The organism is Campylobacter sp. RM10537 (genome assembly GCF_022369435.1).
Taxonomy (GTDB): Bacteria; Campylobacterota; Campylobacteria; order Campylobacterales; family Campylobacteraceae; genus Campylobacter_D; species Campylobacter_D molothri.
Genome location: NZ_CP059597.1, coordinates 1,065,722 through 1,087,961, shown reverse-complemented (window position 1 = coordinate 1,087,961; position 22,240 = coordinate 1,065,722). Strand labels below are relative to the sequence as shown.

At 29.0% G+C, this 22,240-nt stretch carries 25 protein-coding genes; 14 read left to right on the top strand and 11 right to left on the bottom strand.

Going from position 1 to position 22,240, the window contains the following annotated elements:
• The first annotated feature begins 28 nt into the window (after positions 1 to 28).
• Genes CMOL_RS05525 through CMOL_RS05515 form a run of 3 tightly spaced genes read left to right on the top strand, consistent with a single transcriptional unit; the run spans position 29 to position 2,926 of the window.
• Positions 29 to 1,150, top strand: a complete 1,122-nt coding sequence (locus tag CMOL_RS05525; RefSeq protein ID WP_239820044.1) for a DUF829 domain-containing protein — start codon at positions 29 to 31, stop codon at positions 1,148 to 1,150.
• Positions 1,147 to 2,529: a cytochrome P450 gene (locus tag CMOL_RS05520; protein ID WP_239820043.1), complete on the top strand. Its 1,383-nt coding sequence runs from the start codon at positions 1,147 to 1,149 to the stop codon at positions 2,527 to 2,529. The genes CMOL_RS05525 and CMOL_RS05520 overlap by 4 nt, the downstream gene beginning before the upstream one ends.
• Positions 2,510 to 2,926 carry a hypothetical protein gene (locus CMOL_RS05515; protein ID WP_200280810.1) on the top strand — a complete coding sequence of 139 codons (417 nt, stop codon included), beginning with the start codon at positions 2,510 to 2,512 and terminating at the stop codon, positions 2,924 to 2,926. The genes CMOL_RS05520 and CMOL_RS05515 overlap by 20 nt, the downstream gene beginning before the upstream one ends.
• Here CMOL_RS05515 and acpS read toward each other — a convergent pair.
• Together acpS and fliL are read right to left on the bottom strand one after the other, a co-directional pair.
• Positions 2,923 to 3,270 (bottom strand): holo-ACP synthase, encoded by a 348-nt coding sequence (gene acpS, locus CMOL_RS05510; protein WP_239820042.1) that lies wholly within the window; start codon positions 3,268 to 3,270, stop codon positions 2,923 to 2,925. The genes CMOL_RS05515 and acpS overlap by 4 nt on opposite strands.
• Positions 3,270 to 3,806, bottom strand: coding sequence for a flagellar basal body-associated protein FliL (gene fliL / locus CMOL_RS05505; protein ID WP_200280805.1), 537 nt, complete (start codon positions 3,804 to 3,806; stop codon positions 3,270 to 3,272). The genes acpS and fliL overlap by 1 nt, the downstream gene beginning before the upstream one ends.
• 114 nt (positions 3,807 to 3,920) lie before the next feature.
• On the opposite strand from fliL, the gene CMOL_RS05500 reads away from it, so the two are divergent.
• Complete coding sequence (locus tag CMOL_RS05500; protein WP_239820041.1) at positions 3,921 to 5,291, top strand: phosphomannomutase/phosphoglucomutase; 1,371 nt, start codon at positions 3,921 to 3,923, stop codon at positions 5,289 to 5,291.
• A 41-nt stretch (positions 5,292 to 5,332) separates the two neighbouring features.
• Positions 5,333 to 5,710 (top strand): DUF1090 family protein, encoded by a 378-nt coding sequence (locus CMOL_RS05495; protein WP_239820040.1) that lies wholly within the window; start codon positions 5,333 to 5,335, stop codon positions 5,708 to 5,710.
• Positions 5,711 to 5,782: 72 nt separating this feature from the next.
• Here the strand turns inward: CMOL_RS05495 and rsfS are convergent, their stop codons facing one another.
• Together rsfS and nadD are read right to left on the bottom strand one after the other, a co-directional pair.
• Entirely contained in the window at positions 5,783 to 6,112 is a 330-nt protein-coding gene (gene rsfS / locus CMOL_RS05490; RefSeq protein WP_239820039.1) for a ribosome silencing factor, read from the bottom strand.
• Between the two features lie 29 nt (positions 6,113 to 6,141).
• Positions 6,142 to 6,687 (bottom strand): nicotinate (nicotinamide) nucleotide adenylyltransferase, encoded by a 546-nt coding sequence (nadD, locus tag CMOL_RS05485; protein ID WP_200280775.1) that lies wholly within the window; start codon positions 6,685 to 6,687, stop codon positions 6,142 to 6,144.
• A gap of 60 nt (positions 6,688 to 6,747) precedes the next feature.
• Here nadD and gap point away from each other — a divergent pair, with 60 nt between their 5' ends.
• From gap to CMOL_RS05460, 5 genes are read left to right on the top strand one after another with little or no spacing between them, the layout of a single operon-like run.
• Complete coding sequence (gap, locus tag CMOL_RS05480; protein WP_239820038.1) at positions 6,748 to 7,746, top strand: type I glyceraldehyde-3-phosphate dehydrogenase; 999 nt, start codon at positions 6,748 to 6,750, stop codon at positions 7,744 to 7,746.
• 1 nt (position 7,747) lies between these two features.
• A complete protein-coding gene (locus tag CMOL_RS05475) occupies positions 7,748 to 8,947 on the top strand; it encodes a phosphoglycerate kinase (protein WP_239820037.1) in 1,200 nt (399 codons plus the stop codon).
• The gene (locus CMOL_RS05470; RefSeq protein ID WP_239820036.1) at positions 8,948 to 9,619 is read left to right on the top strand and encodes a triose-phosphate isomerase; all 672 of its coding nucleotides are present in this window, start codon (positions 8,948 to 8,950) and stop codon (positions 9,617 to 9,619) included.
• A 3-nt stretch (positions 9,620 to 9,622) separates the two neighbouring features.
• Positions 9,623 to 10,447: an enoyl-ACP reductase FabI gene (fabI, locus tag CMOL_RS05465; RefSeq protein ID WP_239820035.1), complete on the top strand. Its 825-nt coding sequence runs from the start codon at positions 9,623 to 9,625 to the stop codon at positions 10,445 to 10,447.
• Positions 10,448 to 10,450: 3 nt separating this feature from the next.
• The gene (locus tag CMOL_RS05460; RefSeq protein WP_239820034.1) at positions 10,451 to 11,962 is read left to right on the top strand and encodes a hydrogenase small subunit; all 1,512 of its coding nucleotides are present in this window, start codon (positions 10,451 to 10,453) and stop codon (positions 11,960 to 11,962) included.
• A 32-nt stretch (positions 11,963 to 11,994) separates the two neighbouring features.
• Here the strand turns inward: CMOL_RS05460 and CMOL_RS05455 are convergent, their stop codons facing one another.
• The 5 genes from CMOL_RS05455 to CMOL_RS05435 are packed head-to-tail and all read right to left on the bottom strand — an operon-like array spanning position 11,995 to position 17,748.
• On the bottom strand, positions 11,995 to 13,326 hold the full coding sequence (locus CMOL_RS05455) for an MmgE/PrpD family protein (RefSeq protein WP_239820033.1): 1,332 nt from the start codon (positions 13,324 to 13,326) through the stop codon (positions 11,995 to 11,997).
• 8 nt (positions 13,327 to 13,334) lie between these two features.
• The gene (gene purB / locus CMOL_RS05450) at positions 13,335 to 14,702 is read right to left on the bottom strand and encodes an adenylosuccinate lyase (RefSeq protein ID WP_239820032.1); all 1,368 of its coding nucleotides are present in this window, start codon (positions 14,700 to 14,702) and stop codon (positions 13,335 to 13,337) included.
• Positions 14,703 to 14,713: 11 nt separating this feature from the next.
• The gene (metC, locus tag CMOL_RS05445; protein WP_239820031.1) at positions 14,714 to 15,877 is read right to left on the bottom strand and encodes a cystathionine beta-lyase; all 1,164 of its coding nucleotides are present in this window, start codon (positions 15,875 to 15,877) and stop codon (positions 14,714 to 14,716) included.
• Between the two features lie 12 nt (positions 15,878 to 15,889).
• Positions 15,890 to 17,383, bottom strand: a complete 1,494-nt coding sequence (gene dcuC, locus CMOL_RS05440; RefSeq protein WP_239820030.1) for a C4-dicarboxylate transporter DcuC — start codon at positions 17,381 to 17,383, stop codon at positions 15,890 to 15,892.
• 2 nt (positions 17,384 to 17,385) lie between these two features.
• The gene (locus CMOL_RS05435) at positions 17,386 to 17,748 is read right to left on the bottom strand and encodes a RidA family protein (RefSeq protein WP_239820029.1); all 363 of its coding nucleotides are present in this window, start codon (positions 17,746 to 17,748) and stop codon (positions 17,386 to 17,388) included.
• A 190-nt stretch (positions 17,749 to 17,938) separates the two neighbouring features.
• Here CMOL_RS05435 and CMOL_RS05430 point away from each other — a divergent pair, with 190 nt between their 5' ends.
• The gene (locus tag CMOL_RS05430) at positions 17,939 to 18,607 is read left to right on the top strand and encodes a helix-turn-helix transcriptional regulator (RefSeq protein ID WP_239820028.1); all 669 of its coding nucleotides are present in this window, start codon (positions 17,939 to 17,941) and stop codon (positions 18,605 to 18,607) included.
• Here the strand turns inward: CMOL_RS05430 and CMOL_RS05425 are convergent, their stop codons facing one another.
• Positions 18,608 to 19,078 carry a Cj1386 family hemin-binding protein gene (locus CMOL_RS05425; RefSeq protein ID WP_200280723.1) on the bottom strand — a complete coding sequence of 157 codons (471 nt, stop codon included), beginning with the start codon at positions 19,076 to 19,078 and terminating at the stop codon, positions 18,608 to 18,610.
• A 56-nt stretch (positions 19,079 to 19,134) separates the two neighbouring features.
• Complete coding sequence (locus tag CMOL_RS05420; protein ID WP_239820027.1) at positions 19,135 to 20,559, bottom strand: catalase; 1,425 nt, start codon at positions 20,557 to 20,559, stop codon at positions 19,135 to 19,137.
• Positions 20,560 to 20,738: 179 nt separating this feature from the next.
• Between CMOL_RS05420 and CMOL_RS05415 the strand changes: the two genes are divergently transcribed.
• From CMOL_RS05415 to fldA, 3 genes are read left to right on the top strand one after another with little or no spacing between them, the layout of a single operon-like run.
• Entirely contained in the window at positions 20,739 to 21,056 is a 318-nt protein-coding gene (locus tag CMOL_RS05415) for a DUF2325 domain-containing protein (protein ID WP_239820026.1), read from the top strand.
• The gene (locus CMOL_RS05410) at positions 21,057 to 21,743 is read left to right on the top strand and encodes a hypothetical protein (protein ID WP_239820025.1); all 687 of its coding nucleotides are present in this window, start codon (positions 21,057 to 21,059) and stop codon (positions 21,741 to 21,743) included.
• Positions 21,734 to 22,225, top strand: a complete 492-nt coding sequence (gene fldA / locus CMOL_RS05405; protein ID WP_200280711.1) for a flavodoxin FldA — start codon at positions 21,734 to 21,736, stop codon at positions 22,223 to 22,225. The genes CMOL_RS05410 and fldA overlap by 10 nt, the downstream gene beginning before the upstream one ends.
• Positions 22,226 to 22,240: the final 15 nt, after the last annotated feature.

Here is a 22,240-nt window from a genome sequence, read left to right as displayed (position 1 = left end):
AGAAAAATAATTTGAGAAATTGATTTTTATGAATAGAGATGTATTTTATATTGCAGGATATGATCCTAAAAGTTATAGGTATTATTATGATTTATTTAAAAAAAATTTAAAAAAGTATTCTGATCAGTTTGATATTCAAGCTAGTATTGGCAAGGTTGAACATCATAAAACTTTTCCTTTTTTTAAAGTTGAAAGTCAAAATATAAAGCTTAAATATCATTTTTTAACTTGGAATGATATTGTCAAAAAAAATTGGTCAGAAAGTTATTTAGATGCCTTAAAAGATTGTTATAGTTTTTTTAGAATTTATACAATTACAGGGCTTTTTATCAAATTTGGAAAAGAATCTATTTATCAATTAATTACTGGATATTACCCTTTTTTTTATGTGATTTTTTCTTTAATTTTCTCCTTATTTATAGGTTTTGAATCTTTTTTTCTTACTAAAAATTATATACATTTTTCTTTGTCAATTATTTTAGGATTTTTGCTTTCATTTTTAATTTTTCATTTTTTATTTAAACTCGGTAGGAAATTGGCTGTATTTTGGATAGCTAGAATTTGTGCTTTTTGTGCAAATTGGCACAATAAAAAAGAAGGATTGATGCAAGAGAGAATTAAAATATTTTCTGATACAATCTTGCAAAATTTAAAGCAGAATAAAAATAATGAAAATTATGAATTAATTTTAGTAGCTCATAGTGTTGGAACAATAGTTTGCATTGAGGTTTTGGATTTTATTTTAAAGCAAAATTTAGAACAAAAAATATTCAATAAATTAAAAATTATTACCTTGGGCGAGTGTATTCCTTTAGTGAGTTATCAAAAAAAATCTAATGATTTTAGAAAAAAATTAGAATTTATTTCTCAATTTGATTTAAAATGGTATGATTACACTTCAGTTATTGATGGGGCGTGTTTTCCTCAAGTTGATTTTTTTCGTACAAGTGGTGTCAATGCGAAATTTAAACCCCATTTTTTAAGTGCCAAATTTCATACTTTGTATGAAAAAAATGAATATAAAAAAATCAAAAAAGATAAAAATAAAGCACATTTTTTATATCTTTTTAGTCCAAGTATTAAGGGTAGCTATGATTTTTTTAGTTTTGTTTTATCATCTGAATTTTTAGAAAAGGAGATAAAAGTATGAGCAGATGTCCTTTCTATCCAAAACCTTATAAAAATAAGGCTTCTACATTTTTAACTTTTTTACTTAAGCGTAGATCTTGGCTTGATGGGCTTTATGAGCGTAGTTATAAAATGCAAACAGGCTATGTTAAAATGCCTAATTTTGATCTTTATGTAATCAATGATACCAAAGAAGTAAAAAGAATGATGGTTGATGAGGTGAAAGAATTTCCAAAAAGTGCTTTTTTGCACGAGCTTTTAAGTCCACTTTTAGGAGAAAGTATTTTCACAACCAATGGAGAAGTTTGGAAAAAACAACGTGAATTATTAAGACCTAGTTTTGAAATGACGCGTATTAATAAGGTTTTTAACCTTATGAGCGAGGCTGTAGCAGATATGATGGAACGTTTTGACAAATATCCAGATAATTCTGTGATTGAAGTAGATGAAGCCATGACCTTTGTTACGGCTGATGTTATTTTTCGCACTATTATGTCTTCTAAACTTGATGCAAAAAAAGGTAAAAAAATACTCGATGCTTTTGTAATTTTTCAAGAGCAAAGTGTACATACAGCTATGCGTCGTATGTTTCACTTTCCAAAATGGCTTTCTTATGTTTTAGGAGATCGCAAACGAGCAAAGGCGGGAGATATAATAAGGCAGATTTTAAGTGATATTATAAAACCTCGTTATGAAGCTGTTGGCTCGGGAGAGTCTGGGAAATTTGAGGATATTTTAAGTTCTTTACTTTTAGTGGTTGATTCGCAAACCAATCAGCGTTTTTCATTTGAAGAGATTTTAGATCAAGTGGCGATGCTTTTTTTAGCAGGCCACGAAACTACGGCTAGTTCTTTAACTTGGACGCTTTATTTACTTAGTCTTTATCCTAGAGAGCAGCAAAAAGCTTATGAAGAAATTATTCAAATTTTAAAAGATAAAGCTATTGAAATTTCACATTTAAAACAATTTAAATATTTAACTAATATTTTTAAAGAATCATTAAGACTTTATCCTCCTGTGGGATTTTTTGCAAGAGAAGCTAATAAAGATACTATTGTAAGAGATAAAACCATTAAAAAAGGATCAGGAGTTGTAATAGCACCTTGGCTTATACATCGTCATGAAAGTTTTTGGCAAAATCCTAATGAATTTAATCCTTCTCGTTTTGATGAGGAATATAAAAAAGATGCATATTTGCCTTTTGGGGCTGGAGAGAGAATTTGCATAGGACAAGGCTTTGCAATGCAAGAGGCTATTTTGATTTTAGCTAATATTTTAAAAACTTATAAATTAGAACTTGAAGAAAATTTTATCCCAGATGTCGTAGGACGTTTGACTATTAGATCAGCAAATGGAATGAGAATTAAATTTAGTAAAAGGGATGTTAAGGGTGAAAAATAGAAATCGAGCGATTTTTTTTCATTTTAAGCATAAATTTAAAGGAAACTTGAGGGAGAAGTTAGCAGGAACTTTATTGCTCTGTGCTATCGTTCCTTTGGCGGTTTTGGGTTATATTTTTATTGTAATTGTAGGAATTTTTTTTAATACAGCAAGAGCAAGACAAGGTGTAAGAGCACTTGATCATTTTGTTAATGCAAGTTTGTTTAATGGTTACGCTTGGGAGAGTGTATCTTCTCATGCGTGGAGAGAAAGAAACCGTAAAAAATGGGCTAGAATAGTGATTAAAATTACTGATTTTTTTCAAAAAGATCATTGCAAAAGAGCCAATAAAAGAGAGCAGCCAGTTGTCGATTTTATACTTTCAAAAAATTTAGATAAACAAACTATAGGGAATTAAATTAAGACAACAATAGCAATAGCAAAGCCACCATCATGAGAAATACTAAGAGATGTTTGTTTGATGCAAAAGTGTTCCATAATTTTTTTAGAATATTGAAGTTTGGGAGCATTTTTTTCATCTTTGTAAATTTCTATATCTAAAAATCCACAAAGATCACTGATTCCAGTTCCTAAAGCTTTACTAGCAGCTTCTTTTGCTGCCCAAAACCCTGCTAAACTGGCAGGACTTTTTATTAATAACTGCTCTTTAGGGTTTAGGAATTTATCTAAAAAATTCTTTTTATGCTTTTGATAAATCATTTCTATTCTATCAATAGAAATGATATCACAACCTACACGCATTAAGACACAACAAAATCTGTAAAATAAACGTTTTTAATAAAACCATCAGTTAAGATTTCATTTATCTTGCCTACCAATTCATCTTTTAAGCGTTCTTTTCCCTTTTGAGTACTAATTTCTTCAAAAGTTTTTGAAGTTAAAGTTCTGATGATAATATCGCGAATTACAGCTACTTTTTTATCAAGTTCAGGTTTTAAAAGCTCACTATTTTGTTCTAAGTCGATAGTACATTTTAAATATCTTGATCCACTATCGCTAAGTAAATTTAGAGTAAAAGGATCAAGAGAATACATAGGACCTATATTAGCATAATCACTGCCACGCTGTGTTGGAATTGAATTTTTTGTTTTACTTGTTTTAACCTCTTCTTTTGGAGCTTCTTTGATTTTTGTTTCATCGCTAGAGCTACTTGAAATAAGCCAAGCAATAACACCCATAATACTTAAAAGTAATACAAAAAGCAAAATAACTATAATAATTACAAGCATTCCACCTTTTTTCTTTTTGCTTTCTTCGTTTTCTAATTCTTCATCCATAAAAATTTCCTTTATTTAGTGAAATTAATGTAAAATTGTACCAAAATTTTCTTTATCTTAATAACTAAAAATTTATTATATTGAAAAATTTTTAATGATTTTAAGGATTTATATATGCTTGATGTAATTTTTAGAGAATATGATATACGTGGACTTTATGGAAAAGAACTTCATGAAAAAAGCGTTAAAGCAATAGGTTTTTGTTTAGGACAAACCATGCTTCAAAGAGGTTGTAAGAATGTAAGCGTGGGCTATGATGCAAGATATAGTGCTAAAGAACTTTTTGGATATCTGGTTAGTGGATTAAATAAAGCAGGTATTAAGGTTTATAATATAGGACTTACTCCAACTCCACTTGGATATTTTAGTCTCTATGAAGGATTAAAATTTGATGCAAATATTATGATTACTGCTTCACATAATCCAAAAGAATATAATGGTTTTAAAATTACTATAGGTAAAGAAAGTTTTTTTGGGACTGAATTAAAAGAATTTTCTAAAGAAGTTTATAAACATTTAGATGATGAAATAGAAGATAATTTTGATGCACAACCTTATGATATTTTAAGCCTTTATGTGGAATTTATGACTAAACAATTTAGTTTTTTAAAAGATTTTCATTATAAATTCGCTATTGATTGTAGCAATGGAGCAGCTGGAGTTGTAATAGAGCCTTTAATAAAAGCTTTAAATTTAAAAGCCCATCTTATGTTTGTCGATCCCGATGGACAGTTTCCAAATCATAATCCTGATCCAACAGAAGAACAAAATTTGGAAGCTGTGAAGAATTTTTTAAATCAAAACGAAGATTATGGACTCGCTTTTGCATTTGATGGTGATGCTGATAGAATGGTAGCTTTAAGTAAAACTCATATCTTTTGTGGAGACGAGCTTTGCTATTTATTTGCCAAAAATATTCCAAATCCTAGAATTTTAGGAGAAGTAAAATGTAGTAAAAATCTTTTTGATGAGGTTGCTAAATTTGGGACTATTTTTATGGGAAAAACTGGACATTCAAATATTAAAAAAATGATGAAAGAAAAAGATATTGATTTGGCTGCGGAAGTAAGCGGACATATATTTTTCAAGCATAGATATTTTGGATATGATGATGGAATTTATGCTTTTTTAAGAGCTTTAGAACTTGTTTATAAGGGATTTGATTTAGAAAGTATGATTAAAGAATTGCCTAAATTATATACCACGCCAGAAATTAAAATTCCAGTAAATGAAGAAGAGAAATTTCAAATTGTTAGTGAATTTCAAAAAGCAGTTGAAAATGGTGCTTTAGAGGGTGTGAAAAGTCTTTGTGAAATTGATGGAGCGAGAATAGATTTTGGCTATGGTTGGGCTTTGCTTAGGGCATCTAATACAAGTGCATATCTTATCACTCGCTTTGAAGCAAATTCTTTAGAAAAAGCAAGTGAGATTCAAGAAAAAGTTATGAATTTGTTTAATCAAATAAAAGATAAACTTAAGAATTAATTAAGTAATATTTTTTGAAATTTTATTTCAAGGAGTGATTGATGAAAAAAACATGGATTTTAATGGCTACATTATGCACTATGGCGTTTTCAAATGAGTGTGATAAAAATATAGATCGCATTAGTAAAGAAATAGAATATGCTAAAATTCATAATAATATTGCTAAAAAATCAACTTTAGAGCTTGTTTTAAAAGAAGTCCAAAATAATTGTAAAAAAGATCCTCTTTTTTATGATAAAAAATTAGAGGCTAAAAAGCTCAAAGAACAAGAAGTTGAAAAAATAGAAAAAGAACTTCATGCTTTAGAAGAAAAAAAGGATTATATGAGTAAAGTAGAGTATAAGGCTAAGAAAAAGGCCTTAAAAGAGCAAAAACATCAAATTAAAAAAGAGATTGAAGATTATATTGATCATCTTTAATTTGCATTATTATTGATAATTTTGCTTAAATTTATTCTCTATGGGTTTATAAAACATAGAGAATATTTTAGTTTAGTTAGTTTTATTTTTTTTTAAACTTTCTAATAATTCTTCTATATTATAAATTCCTCGATGTTGAGGTGTTAAAAGATGTATTAGAATATCACCCAAATCAATCACACTCCATTCTTCACTGCTGTCTATATTTAAAAATTCTTCACCTTTGCTTTTGAGTTTGGTTTTTAATTCATCAATTAAAGATAAAGCGTGTTTTTCTCCTAAGGTTGCAGCTATAATAACGTATTTTACAAAATATTCTTCTTTTCTCATATCAAAAGTTTTTATATCTTCTGCTTTTTTTTCATCTAAAATTTTAACGATTAAGTCAATTCTTTCTTGCATTTTTTTCCTTTATTTTTTTTGAAATTGTATCAATTTTTTTGAAATTTTTTATAATAATTTCGCACCTCATCTTTAATTTTTTCACATACTTCATCTGTATTTAGAGTATTTCTTATAAAAGAAGAAGCTATTTTAATATCGGTTTTTAAATCTTTAAATTGTTCTGGAATTTCTATATTATCTCGCTTAGCGATGACAAATTCAACCAAAGAAGCTAATTTTTCAAATTGATGCCAAAGATGGAGTTTTTCTAAATGATCAGCACCAATTAAAAAATAAAATTTACTTGGCTGATAAATTTTATAAAGATATTCTACGCTCTCTATACTTGGAACAGGGCGTTTTTGTTTTATTTCAAAATCACAAATTTTTACTTTATCTAAATTGCCCCAAAGTTTAATTACCCATTCTAATCTTTTTTCTTCATTAGCAAAAAATCCTTTTTTAAATGGATTAATAAAAGTTGGCATAATAATTAATTGGTCAATATTAATGGTTTTTAAAGCTTCTTTTATAACAGCGTCATGCCCCTTATGTGGTGGATCAAAGCTGCCTCCAAAAAGTGCGATTTTCATCTATTTTTTAACCTTTTTTTAGTAGAATATTAACATAAAAAATTTGCAAAGGAAAATAAAATGGCCGTAAAAGTTGCTATTAATGGTTTTGGACGCATTGGTAGATGTGTTGCTAGGATTATTTTACAAAGGAATGATATAGAGCTTGTAGCTATTAATGATACTACTGATATAGAGCTTGCAAAATATCTTTTTAAACACGATACGGTTCATGGAGAATTTAAAGGAAGTGTAGAAATTGAAGGTGATGATTTAATTATTAATAATAAAAAAATCAAAGTTTTCAAAAGTCGCAGTGTTAAAGATCTTGATTTTGCAAAATATGGAGCTCAAATCGTCTTAGAATGTACAGGAGCGCATTTGACTACAGAAAAATGTCAAGAATTTTTAAATATGGGTATAGAAAAAGTTATAATGAGTGCTCCTGCAAAAGATAATACCCCTACTTATGTTTTAGGTGTTAATTCTGATCTTTATCATGGAGAAAAAATTATTTCCAATGCAAGTTGCACTACGAATTGTTTAGGCCCAGTTTGCAGGGTTTTACAAGATAATTTTGGAATAAAAAAAGGATTGATGACAACCATACATGCTTATACTAATGGACAAAGTATTATCGATGCTAAAGCTAGAGATAAGCGTCGCTCACGTGCTGCAGCACAAAATATTATTCCAACTTCTACAGGTGCTGCTAAAGCCATGAAGCTTGTTATGCCAGAACTTGATGGTAAGCTTCATGGACAAAGTATGCGCGTTCCTGTTGTTGATGTATCAAGTGTTGATTTAACTGTTTTACTTGATTGTAAGGTTAAAAAAGAGGAAATTAATGATGCTTTTAGAAAGGCTTCAAACTCAAATTTAAAAGGCCTTTTAATGGTAGATGATGAAGAGCGTGTTTCAAGCGATTTTATTACTTGTTCTTATGGTGCGATTTTAGCAAGTGATTTAACTCAAGTTATAGCCGATGATTTGATAAAAGTAATTGCTTGGTATGATAATGAATGGGGTTATTCAAGTCGTTTAGTTGATATGGCCGTTTATATTGCAAACAGGAATTAAAATGAATGATATTATTTCAATTAAAGATCTTGATTTAGATCATAAAAAAGTTTTTATAAGATGTGATTTTAATGTTCCACAAGATGATTTTTTAAATATTACAGATGATAGGCGTATTCGTTCAGCTATTCCTACTATTAGATATTGCTTAGATCATGGTTGTAGTATTATTTTAGCTTCACATTTAGGACGCCCAAAGGAAATTAGTTCTAAATATTCTTTAGATCCTATTGCTAAACGATTATCTAGACTTTTAGATAAAGAAATTATTATTGCTAAAGATGTTATTGGGGATGATGCAAAAAATAAAGCTTCTACTTTGCAAGCAGGTCAAATTTTAATGCTTGAAAATTTACGCTTTGAAAAAGGCGAAACCAAGAATGATAAAAATTTAGCCAAAGAACTCGCTTTGATGGCTCAAATTTATATCAATGATGCTTTTGGTGTTTGCCATAGAGCGCATGCAAGCGTTGAAGCTATTACTGAATTTTTTGATGAAAATCATAAAGGAGCTGGATTTTTACTTCAAAAAGAAATTGATTTTGCGATTAATTTAATTAAACGTCCGGTTCGTCCCTTTGTTGCAGTTGTAGGGGGTTCTAAAGTAAGCGGAAAATTGCAAGCTTTAACAAATTTACTTCCTAAAGTGGATAAATTAATTATTGGTGGGGGTATGGCTTTTACTTTTTTAAAAGCCTTAGGTTATGATGTAGGAAATTCGCTTTTAGAAGAAGAACTTTTAGAAGAAGCTTATAAAATTTTAACCAAAGGTAAGGATTTAGGAGTAAAAATATATTTACCTGTAGATGTTGTTACTGCTCCTTCTTGTTCTCAAGATGCTCCTATGAAGTTTTCTCCTATTCAAGAAATTCCTAATGGTTGGATGGGATTAGATATTGGACCTGCTAGTGTAAGACTATTTAAAGAAGCAATTTCAGATGCGCAAACAATTTGGTGGAATGGCCCAATGGGTGTTTTCGAGATTGATAAATTTTCAAAAGGCAGTATAAAAATGAGTCATTATATCAGCGAGGGACATGCTACTTCTGTTGTAGGTGGAGGAGATACAGCTGATGTGGTTGCACGTGCTGGAGATGCAGATGAAATGACTTTTATTTCAACAGGAGGTGGAGCTTCTCTTGAACTTATAGAGGGTAAAGAACTTCCAGGTATTAAGGTTTTAAGAGTAAAGGAGAATTAAATGATTTTTGCTGCAAATTTAAAATGCAACCATACTAGAGCAAGTTTTAAAAATTATGCCGATATTTTAAATAAAACCATGGGTGCAAAATGCGATGATATTATCGTTTTTCCGCCTAGCATTGCCTTTTTAGAATCTCAAACTAATTTTATACAAGGAGCACAAAATTTTTATCCTTGTATTAATGGAGCTTTTACAGGTGAACTTGGAAAAGAACATTTAGATGAATTTGGTATTAAATGTGTATTGATTGGACATTCTGAAAGAAGAAATTTGGGAGATGAGGCTTTTATAAAGGCTAAATTTGATTTTGCAAAAGAATATTGTTTTAAAATAGTTTTCTGCATAGGAGAAGATTTAAAAATAAAAAATTCTGGAAAAACTTTAGAATTTTTAAAATCCCAGCTTGATATAATCGATTTAAAATATGAAAATTTAATTATCGCTTATGAGCCTATTTATTCTATTGGGACTGGAGTTAGTGCAAATACTAAAGATATTAGTAGCGTTCTTAATTATTTAGCTACTTTAACCCAAGCACCTTTACTTTATGGTGGCAGTGTCAATGAAAATAATATAAAAGAAATTTTAAGTATTGAAGAATGCGGAGGAGTTTTGATAGGATCGGCTGCTTTAAAAGTTGAGAATTTTATAAAATTAATTAAAGGATAAAAGATGATAATGAAAGGTAAAAAGGGTCTGATTGTAGGAGTTGCTAATAATAAATCCATTGCTTATGGTATAGCAAAAGCTTGTCGTGAACAAGGTGCTGATTTAGCTTTTACTTTTTTAAATGATGCTTTAAAAAAACGCGTAGAGCCTATTGCTGAGGAGCTTGGTTCTCATTTTGTTTATGAGCTTGATGTAAATAATGAAGAACATTTGTTTAATATTGGAGATAAAATTAAAAAGGATTTAGGAAATATTGATTTTCTTGTACATGCAGTTGCCTATGCTCCTAAAGAAGCCTTAGAAAATGATTTTTTACAAACCTCAAAGGAAGCTTTTGATATAGCTATGGGAACTTCTGTATATTCTTTACTTTCTCTAACTCGTGCTATTTTGCCTGTATTAAATAAAAATTCTTCTATTTTAACTTTAAGCTATCTTGGTGGGATGAAATATATACCGCATTATAATGTTATGGGTGTAGCAAAGGCAGCACTTGAAAGTTCTGTACGTTATTTAGCAAGAGATTTAGGCTCTAAAGGAATTCGTGTTAATGCTATTTCAGCAGGCCCTATAAAAACTCTAGCAGCTAGTGGAATAGGGGATTTTAGAATGATATTAAAATATAATGAAGTTAATGCTCCACTCAAACGTAATGTTAGTATAGAAGATGTTGGAAATTCAGCTATGTATTTACTTAGTGATTTATCGCGTGGAGTCAGTGGAGAAATTCATTATGTAGATGCGGGATATAATATCATGGGAATGGGTGATGTTGAAAAAGATGAAAATGGTAACACTGTTCTTTGTTGGGACAATATGAAAGGATAAAAAATGGCAAAGCTTAGCAATGAAGAATTAAAAATCATACTTCAAAACCGTATAATTGAAATTGAAAATTCAAGTTCAAAAGATAAGAGGATTATCAATGAAGAAAGTGTAAAAAACATTGTTAAGTATTTATCCTTAGGAAATGAAATTCCATCTTTAGCTAAACAATTTTTTGAAATAGCTCCAAAAATGAAAGTAGTTTGGCTTCATCTTTGTGAATGTACCGGCTGCAGTGAGAGTTTATTACGTTCTGAATTACCGAGTTTTGATGAATTTATATTTGATTTTTTTTCTTTAGAATATCATGAAACTTTAATGGCCGCAAATGGAACAAAAGCAGAAGAGCTTTTGGAAGATATTTTAGATAAAGGAGATTTTCTTTTAGCAGTCGAAGGTGGTGTTGCTGCAATTGACACTTTTTTCTTAACTATAGGTGCTAATGCTGAAAGCGGCCATGAAATTTTACAAAAATTGGCTAAAAAGGCTAAAGCTATTTATGCAATCGGGACTTGTTCTTCTTATGGAGGGATTCAAGCTGCGTATCCAAATCCTAGTAAAACTTGTGGAATTTCTGAAGTTTTAACTCAAAAAGTAGTTAATATACCAGGTTGTCCACCAAGTGATGTAAATATTGTTTCAAATTTAGCATTTTTTGCACTTTTTGGAGTTCTTCCAGAATTGGATGAACAAAATCGTCCTGTATGGGCTTATGGTAAATGTTTGCATGATATGTGCGAAAGAAAAGCTAAATTTGAGAGTGGAATTTTTGCAGAACATTTTGATGATGAAGCAGCAAAAAAAGGAGCCTGTCTTTTTAAAATAGGCTGTAAAGGGCCCTATACTTACAATAATTGTCCAAAGGTTAAATTTAATTCTAAAACCTCTTGGCCTGTTGCTTCTGGGCATGGCTGCATTGCCTGCAGTGAAAAGAATTTTTGGGATGAATTTGGCCATTATGAAAAACCTATGGCTAATATTTTTTCTTATGCAAAATTACAAAATAAAGATTTTTCAACTCAATTTATTTTAGAGGAACAAATTGAAATTTTATCGAACATAGATTTTGAATTTGAGAGTAATATAAAACTTATTTTGCAAAATATAGCTAAAAATAAACTAGGGGCTTTATTGGTTGAGAATTATAAAAAAAGTTTTGAAAAAAACTATGTTTTTATAGAAAAAAGTTTTGATGAAAATTCAAATATTTCGAATGATTTTTGGAAATATCTTGAAATTAATTTTATTTTAGCTAAGGGAGAATTTTTAAAAAATAAAGAAGATTTTTTAAATGCAGCGCAAAATTATACTTTTAAACATGCTAGCCCTTATGATTTTAAATTAAATTTGAGTGGTGAAAAACCTAAACTTGATGTGAGTAAATCTTTTCGTATGCCTTTGATTTATCTTTGTGGTGGGCTTGATTTTGAGGGTATTGCTTTTAGTATTTTAAAAGCTTTTGAAAAGAGTGTTAAGGATATATTAGAATTTAATAATCCAAAAATTGTTAATCTATAAGAGACTTTTGTTTTTAAACAAAAGTCATTAATTTATAGTATAAAATTATTTTGATTTTCTAAATTTATAATTTGCCTTAATACATCGTTTGCTTTTTCTTCTGTAAGACTCATTTTAGCATTATTTAAAAATTTTTCTTTTAATTCTTCAAAACTTAAAGGATTATCAAAATTTCCTTTATTGATAAGAATATCTTTTTGAATAATTTTTCCATTTTTTAGAGTTGCTTTTAAATGTCCTGGAAAATATTTTGGAAAACCTGTGGATTGTTTTTTCTCATAGCTAATTTTTTGCGTAAAGTTTATAAGCTCTGTGCGTGTTAAGTTTTCATAAGATTTTAATGTAATTTTTCCATCAAAAAAACCTAAAGCTATTAAAAAAGGTAAAGAAAATTTAGCTTCATAGGCAGTCTTTGGTTGGTATTTTTTTTCAATTGGATCACAAATAAAAGAAATAGGGACTTCATCAACAAAACAATGGATATTTTTTATTTCATCAGCTTTTAAACCATCATTTTTTAAAGAAATAGCACACTCTATAAAACCATGTGTAAAATGGCAACTTGGGTAAGGCTTAATAGAAACTTGCATAATTTGCCAAATTTGACCTAAGGCTTTATCAAGTTCCGTTTTATCTGAGTTTTTTTCTATACCAAAACATTTAAAAATATTATCTCTTCCTTCGAAAATACTTAAAGGTCCACTCATATTATTTTTGGCTAAATTTGCAACTAGAATACCATTTTTTGCAACATTTGCTAGATGTAAAACTTTGGAATTAGATCCGTTGGATAAAAATTCATTCACTCCGCTTGCAAAACTTCCAGCAAGTCCTAAAGCATTGATGATTTGATTTTTATTTAAATTTAATAAAACCGCACTTGCGCTAACACTTCCAAAAATTCCAGCAATAGCACTTGTATGAAAACCACGTTGATGAAAACTTCCCTTGCTTGCAATGCCCACTCTAGCAGCTACCTCCCAGCCAATAATAAAGGCTTTTAAAATTTGTTCAGCATTTTTACAAATACTAAAACCATAGCTAAGACAAAGAGGTGTTAAAAAAGCACTAGCGTGCAAAATCGCTTCTGTGTGTGTATCATCAAAATCAAGAGCATGGGAAGCGATTGTATTAATCATAGTTGCATTAATAGCGTCTATTTTTTCTTTTTGACCCCAAACTACTGTATCTCCACTAGTTTTTAAAGCACTTAAAGCATTTAAAACACATTCTTCTTTGTGGGCAGCTAAGGCTGTTCCAAGACTATCAAGCATAAGTTCTTTAGCTCTTTGAATTACATTTTGGGGTATATCATTAAAATTTAACTTTGTGATAAAATCAGCGAATTTTTCACTATAAAACATTTGTTTTCCTATTTTAAAATAGCACTATTTTTGATTTTTGCTAAAAATTCATCTACAAGTTTTGGTGCATAACCTACATAGGTAGTTGCATCAAGTAAAGCATCAATTTCTTTTTCTTTTAATACTTTAGATACTCTTTTATCTGCGATTAAAACTTCTTTAAAAGTTTTTTGTTTTTCAATTCCTAACATAGCATTTTCATAAACAATTTCATGTGCATGTTGTTTTCCATAGTAATCACTTAATGCAAACATAACGCGTTCTGCTAAAACAAAACCATTAAGAGTATTTAAATTTTTAAGCATTTTATCTTTTTTAATTTCTAAATCACTAAGGGCGAATTTCATATTAGCTAAAACTACAGAAAGCATTAAAAACATTTCAGGTAAAAGCTTCCATTCCATTTTCCAAACTTGTCCATCTCTTTCATGTTCATGTCTTTCTATGTCACTAAGTATGGCTAAATTTGCTTTTAAGGCATTGCTTACTGTAACGGCATTTTCACTGATTGCAGGATTTCTTTTATGGGGCATAGTGCTAGATCCTACCTGTCCTTTTCCAAAAGGTTCTGCTATTTCATCAATTTCATTATGCGAAAGTATAAGAAGTTGGTGGGCAATTTTATTAAAGGTTGCATTGATATTGCCTAAAACATATCCTAATTCTATAAAGCGATCGCGTGCAGGTTGCCAAGAGATATTTGGCACATCAAGTCCTAAATTTTCTAAAGTTAGTTTTTCAACTTCATTAGCTTTATCACTTAAACTCGCTTTAGTTCCAACAGCTCCTACTATACTTCCAACATAAAGTCTTTTTTCAAGTTCTAATATTCTTTCAAAATGGCGATCAAGTTCACTAAGCCAAATAGATACTTTATGTCCAAAAGTTATTGGCAAAGCTTGTAAAGCTAAAGTTCTTCCCATCATTGCGGTATTTTTATGAGTTTTGGCAAGTTTTACTAAAGCTTTGGCAATTAATTTTAATTCTTGTTTGATAATTTGCATTGCTTCTTTAAATTGCAATACAATGCCCGTATCAATAATATCTTGAGTAGTAACGCCAAAATGAACAAATTCTCCTAAATTATCTTTACAAGCTTTTTCTAAACCTCTTACAGTAGGAACTAAAGGATGTTTTGTTTTTTTAAATTCTGTAAAAATAAATTCCATATCCATGAATTTATAATGTGCTTTTTTAGCAATTTCATCTGCTGCCTTTTTAGGAATGATATTGAGTTTTGCTTGAGCTTTTGCTAAAGCTGCTTCAACATCAAGCCATTTTTGAATACGATTTTCTTCACAAAAGATAGTGCGCATATCTTGAGTGCTCCAAGAATCTGCTAATAATTTATGATCAAATACGCTTATTCCAGTCATTTTTTCTCCTTTTATTTTTTAATTTTTTCAAAAGCTTGTTCTAGATCAGCTATGAGATCTTTGGTATCTTCTAATCCTATATGAAATCTAACAAATGGACCCCTATGACTCCAATCGCTTACAGTTCTAGGAGGGGTTGTTACTGTAGCTAAGCTTTCATAGCCACCCCAACTTGCTCCTATAGAAAAATATTTTAAGCAATCCACAAAAGCAATGGCATCATTTTGATTGTATTTATCATTAAATTCTATAGTGATCATTCCATTAGATCCTTTATGATCACGTATAAAAATTTCATGATTTGGATGAGATTTGAGCTTTGGGTAAAAAATAGTTTTAATCTCTTTTCTTGTTTTTAAAAATTCAACTATTTCATCGGCACTTTTTTCATGAGCTTTCATTCTTATATCTAGAGTTCTCATGCCTCTAAGTACTAAATACACATCATCAGGACTTGTAGTAAATCCAAAATCCTCTGGGAGTTCATTGAAATTTTGCCATTCTTTTTGATTACAAATTACTATACCCATGGTAACATCTGAATGTCCACTAAGATATTTTGTTGCAGCAATAACTGAAATATCAACTCCAAGCTTTAAAGGATTTAAAAAATATCCACTTGAATAAGTATTATCAATAGCAACTGGGATATTATGAGAATGTGCGATTTTGCAAAGTTTTGGCAAATCAATGATTTCATAAAGTATAGATCCTGGACTTTCGCATAAAATCAGCTTAGTATTGGTTTTGATTTTTTCTTCTACATCACTTGCATCAGCTTTTAGAAAATCAACTTCAATGCCCATTTTTTTTAAAAATTTATCACAAATAGTTCTTACTGGCCCATAAATAGCATCTGTAATTAGAAAATGTGCGTTTTTACTTGCATAATTTAAAAGCACCATAGCTAAGGCTGCAAGTCCAGTAGGAAAAAGTTGAGCTCTATATCCTCCTTCTAATTCACATATAAGTTTTTCAAGCTCAAAATTAGTAGCAGTGCCTCTTGCTCCATAACTTAAAACTCTCTCGCTTTTTCTTAATTCTTTATATTTTTGCCAAGTTGCATGATCTTTAAAAAGTATGGTTGAAGCACGCATTAGAGTTGGATTTACCGATCTTACTTCAGCATTTTGATCACCTCTTCCTTGATGGATTAATTTAGTTTTTGGTTTCATTTTTTCTCCTTTTTAAAGATAAATATAAGTCATTATAATATTAGTAATACTTGCTACTAGCATAGGAATAACTGTTCTTTTTACTATTGTAAATGGATTAACTTTTGTCATAGCAGATATGGCTAAAATTGCAGGAGCAATAGGGCTAACACATCTTCCAAAACCTGTCATGATTTGAATAGGTGTTATTATAGAAATAGTTTCAACTCCAAAATGCTTTGCTATATTTGGGATAAGTGGGGCAAAACTAAAAAATGCAGCATTTCCAGATCCCATTAAAAAAGCACAAAAAGCAAGGAGTATAGAAATAGCTATAATTATAGTTAATACCCCAACACCTGCATTTTTTAAAATTTCTACTAAAGTATCTACAAAACCTACTGATAAAAGCCCACTAGCAAATACTTGACCACAAACGATAAGTGAAACTGTAATTACAAATAAATGTCCCATACCTTTAAAGAAAATCATTATTGAATTTAAAGTTTCAACAATATTTTTATAGCGTATCATTTCAAAAATAATAGCTATAAAAGTTGAAATTATCATAGCAACAGGAACATTGATTTTAATGCTTGACTTATAATCAATTTGCAATAAAGCTAAAATGCTATCAAGTACAGAACTAAAACCTAAGATTAAAATTAAGGGTATAATGGGCAAAAGAGCGTATATTGTAGGTGGTTTTTTTATTTCTTGTTCTTTATTTTTATTAAGCTCTTCTTCAACTTTGTTAGGATCAAATACAAAATGTTCTTTTTTATCAAAAAAATAATTGCAAAAATAAATAGAAATAGCTACAGTTATAATAATGGGTAGGGTTATGGGAAGTTGATAATGAACAAAATAAAATGCAGGATCAATCTTAGCTACATTTGAAGCCATGATAACATTACCACTTCCAGGACCATGATCGATATATTGACAAATTGCAATTACACTTAAAGCCGAAAATTTAGACACTCCGGTTCGAATTAGTATAGGATACATGGTTGTCATTAATAAAAGTGCTAAACCAGCATGAGAAGGCATAAAAAGAACTAAAAATTGAGAAATAAAATATGCAAATATAAGCAAAATGTAGGGTGATTTTACCATTTTTAAAGGCTTTTCAAAAACTTTAAAAAGAGCATAAGAAGCCCCAACATGATCCATATAGGCAGAAAAACCTGCTATACACATCAAAGTTAGTCCAAGGCCTGATAAAGTTTTTGATAAAGTTTGATTAAAAACTTCAAAAATATCAAAAAAACCTAAATTTAAAGATCCTTTGCTTAATATTGAATATTTTGGATTGTAAAAATTTAAATTTTTAAGATGATCGTAAATTTGAGGATAATTTGATTTAATTGGTTCTGGAAAAGTATAAATTAAGAATGTAGCAAGTAAAGATGCACTAAGTAATAAAAATCCACTTAAAAGCAATGCCATATGGGCATTGACTTTTTTATAAAGCATAAAAATAAGTAAAAAAATGCTTAAAAATGAGAGGCCAAGACCAAGCATTTTTATCCTTTTAAGGCAATAACTTCTATCTCCACCTTTGCTCCTTTTGGTAAATCTTTAACTGCAAATGCACTTCTTGCAGGATAAGGAGCTTGGAAAAATTCAGAATAAATTTCATTAAAAGCAGCAAAATCTGAAATATTTGCTAAAAAACAAGTTGTTTTTAATACTTTATCGTAAGAGATTCCATTTTCTTTTAAAATAGCTCCAATATTTTTTAGCGATTGTTTAGTTTGTTCTTTTATATCTTCACTTTCTATTTCTCCTGAATCAGGATTAATAGGAAGTTGTCCAGAAATAAATAACAATCCATTAGCTTCTCTATAAGCTGAATAAGGTCCAATAGCTTTTGGATAATTTGACATTTTTTCTCCTTTATTTTTGATGTTTTTATGTTCAATAGAATAATATCATCTTAATTATATTTTTGTCAATATTTTTTTATTATAATAATAAAAAAATATTATTAATTTAAGAAAAATTTTACAAATTTAAAGTTAGAATTCAAATCTTTTTAAAATTTTTAAAAAGTTTTCTTAATTTTAAGGAAAAACTATGGATGAAAAACAAAAAGAACAATTTATCAAATTAACAAAATTTTTAGGGCAAGTTTTAGGCAAACAATATGAAGTTGTTTTTCATGTTATAGATAAAAAAGGCACTTATATTGCCGCTATTGAAAATAATCATATTAGTGGCAGAACTTTAGAATCTCCTTTAGATGCTTTTATAAGTGAACTTATACAAAAAAAAGTTTATTTAAAAAAAGATTTTTTGTATGATTATAAAGCTTTGGTTGAAAAAAATAAATTTGTAAGAGGTTCGACTTTTTTTATAAAAAATTCTGATGAACTTGTGGGAATTTTATGCATAAATCATGATGCAAGTGTTATAAGAGATGCAATTTGTAAAATTATAGATATAGAAAAATTAGACGATATGGGTGAATTTCTAAGCCAAGATGAAAGTAGTAATTTAGAAATTAATGATTTAGCTAATGTAGAGACACTAAGTCGATCTATAGAAGAAATTTTAGCTCAAAATATTGATATGAGTTATTTAAATTCAAATTATCAACTCAACATTACTCAAAAAGAAGAGATCGCAAAAACCCTTTATGAAAAGGGTATTTTTAATATCAAAGGTGCTGTAGCCATTGTTGCAAAATTTTTAAAAATTTCAGAACCTAGTGTTTATAGATATCTGAAAAAATTTAAAAAATAATCATTTTCTTTTTATAAAATTCAATATAGCAAAAGAAATTTTCTTTAAAAAACTTTTCTTAGAATTTTTTAATAAAAAAGCTGAAATTTCTTTACGTCCAAACATTAAAGCAAAGGTATAAGGGGTCATACCTAAACCATTATTTTCATCAATATTTGCACCATACTCAACTAAAAGTTTACACATAGGTAAATATCCTTTGAAACAAACTCCAGCAAGCGGGGTTTGACCACGATCATTTTTTTCATCAACTTTTGCACCTTTTTCCAAAAGCATTTTTGCACTTTCATAGGAGTTATTATAAGCTGCTAACATAAGTAAAGTATCACCTTTATGGGTTTTTAAATTGACATTTAATCCTGCTTCTATCATAATTTTAAGATTTTTATAATCATTATTTCTAGCGAAATTAAAAGCCATATTACATAGTTGCTCAAATCTTTTTTCTTCTTCTAAACTAAGAGTTATCATTCTTTTTCCTTTTAATTAATAATCTTTATTTTACCGCCTTAGGCGGTAAGTAAAAATTATTTTTTTAAAGCTTTTTTAACTCCATTGGCATATTCAGGTGAAATTTTTTCAAAATGTTTTAAAGCCCTATCTATAATTTTTTCATTAACATTTTCCATTGAGCTAGCAATATTTTCAAAAAGTTGTTCTTTTTGATTTTCATTCATAAGATTAAATAAAGCTCTTGGTTGAGTGTAAAAATCCTGATCAAGAGGAGCATGTCTTTGCGCTAAACCATCTAAAAATAAATCAGGTTCAAGATAGCTTTTATCTTCTTTTGGGCTATCATCATAGCTATTTGGTTCATAGTAAGCTTCTTTATTTTTATAATTATCACTATTCATTGCTCCAGCTACATTATAAGTATTTATTTCATTTCTTGGACGATTAACAGGTAGAAGATGATAATTGGTACCTATTCTGTATCTTTGTGCATCAGGATAGCTAAATATTCTAGCTTGAAGCATTTTATCAGGGCTAAAACCAATCCCAGGAACTATATTGCTAGGGCTAAAAGCAGCTTGTTCAACTTCATTAAAATAATTTTGCGGATTTTTATTTAAAATCAACTCTCCAACATCTATCAAAGGAACAATACTATGTGGCCAAATTTTTGTTAAATCAAAAGGATTAAATCCAAGCTTGTCTGTATCATTTTCAGCTAAAATTTGAATTTGAACTTTCCATTTTGGAAAATCACCTTTTTCAATAGCATTATAAAGATCTCTTTGGTGACTTTCTCTATCTTTAGCGATTAGCTCTTCAGCTTCTTTATTGCTAAGATTTTTAATACCTTGTAAGGTTTTAAAATGAAATTTGACCCAAAATCTTTCATTTTTATTATTGATAAAACTATAAGTATGGCTTCCAAAACCATGCATATGACGATAAGTCGCAGGAATTCCTCTATCGCTCATAAGTATAGTAACCTGATGCAAACTTTCAGGGCATAAAGTCCAAAAATCCCAAGCTGCATTATTGCTTCTTAGATTACTACGAGGATCTCTTTTTTGAGTATGAATAAAATCAGGAAATTTGTATGCATCACGGATAAAAAAAGTTGGAGTATTATTACCAACCAAATCCCAATTACCTTCTTTGGTGTAAAATTTAACAGCAAATCCACGAACATCACGCTCAGCATCAGCAGCACCTAATTCACCTGCAACTGTTGAAAAACGTAAGAAAAGTGGAGTAATTTCACCTTTTTGAAAAACTTTAGCTTTGGTATATGCAGATAAATCAGCAGTGATTTTCATTTCTCCATAAGCTGCGCTACCTTTGGCATGTACTGTGCGTTCTGGAATTCTTTCTCTATTTTGATGAGCAAGTTTTTCAAGCAATAAATAATCTTGCAAAAGTAAAGGTCCCTTTGCACCAGCACTTAAAGAATTCTGATTATCAGCAATAATATTTCCAAAATCATTTGTCATTCTTTTCATTTTTAATTCTCCTAAATAATAATTTTTATTAATTGATAAATTGTATTCAAATAAAAATTAAAAATAACTTAATTAATTAATAATTTTTTGAAATAAATTTATTTTGATAATAAAATTCAAAATAAATTTATTTAAGTAATATTATAATAATAATTATCAAAATAAAATAAGGAGAGCATATGTCGGTTTTAGTTATTGGTGCAGATGAAATTACTCCTATAAAAACTGTTTTATATGATCTAGGTGCTAAAAAAATTGAACATTGGAATGCACGTAATGAAAATAGGGTCAATCGTAAGCCAATTCCTTGTGATATAGAATGTATAGTTATGCTGACAAGTTTTTTAAACCATAATACAATGAAAAAAATTAAAAATGAAGCCAAAAAAAGAAAAATTCCATTAGTTTGTGCTAAAAGAAGTGTTAATTGTGTATATTGTGAGTATTGTAAAATTTTTAATTTAAATAGGGAAATTTACTGTTCTAAAGGATTTTAAATGTTGTTTGGTTTTGAAAAAAATAGAGAAATAATTCCCGAAATTTATCGTTCTTTAGATCAACAAGAACTTGTAATGAATTTTTTGATTCAATATAATTCTTGTGTAAAAGACGAGATGAAAATTCCTCTTATTTATGGGAAACAAGCTAAAAATATCCGAGAAGTTTTTTATAATTTTATAAAAGATATTTTTAAAGTAAAATTTGGAAAAATTAAAACTGTTTTTAGATGTAATGGATTTCAGGCAAGAAGATTAATTTTTAAAACAAAAAAAATAAAAAAATATGACTTAGATCAAATTTTTAACATTTATCATAATGGAATATATTTTAATGCACAAAGCTTATTTGGCGATTATGTGTATGATAAGATTTCTAGACAAAATTCAGATAAAATGATTGATCAACAAAGAGATTTTATTATAATAGATAAAAAAATTGCTATTTGGGCACTTTGTAAAAAAATTGATATTTATAATTTAGAAATTGAAGATGAGATTCAAAAAATATCAACTTTTATCGAAAAAAATAAATTTAAAAAACTATATATTGTTTGTCCTCGTAATAAAAATTTTAAACATTTTGTCGAAATAAAACATTTTTTGTGTGATTTAAATAAAACTATGTTAAAATTAGTTCCGTATAAAATATCAAATCAACTTATAAGGAGAAATAAATGTCAGTAGCAGTAATTTACGGAAGTGCTATGGGTAACACTGAAGGTGCAGCAAATATGATTGCTTCAAAATTAGGAATTAGTGATGTATTAAATATTGCAGATATTGATGCAGCTAAAATTAATTCTTATGACAAGTTAATTTGTGGAACTTCAACTTGGGGAAGTGGAGATTTACAAGATGATTGGGATGGTTTTGACTTTTCAGGACTTAGTCTTAGCGGAAAAACAGTAGCTGTTTTTGGTATGGGCGATAGTGAAAGTTATTCAGACACTTTTTGTGGTGGTATGGGAAAATTAGCTGAAAATTTAAAAAATGCGGGTGCTAATTTAGTTGGAGAAGTTTCAACTGATGGTTATACTTTTGAGGCAAGTGATGCTGTTGTGAATGATAAATTTGTGGGTCTTGCTTTAGATAATGACAATCAAGAAGAACAAACAGAATCAAGAATTGATGCTTGGTTAGAGCAAATTAAACCTTATTTTGCATAATAATATCAAATATCG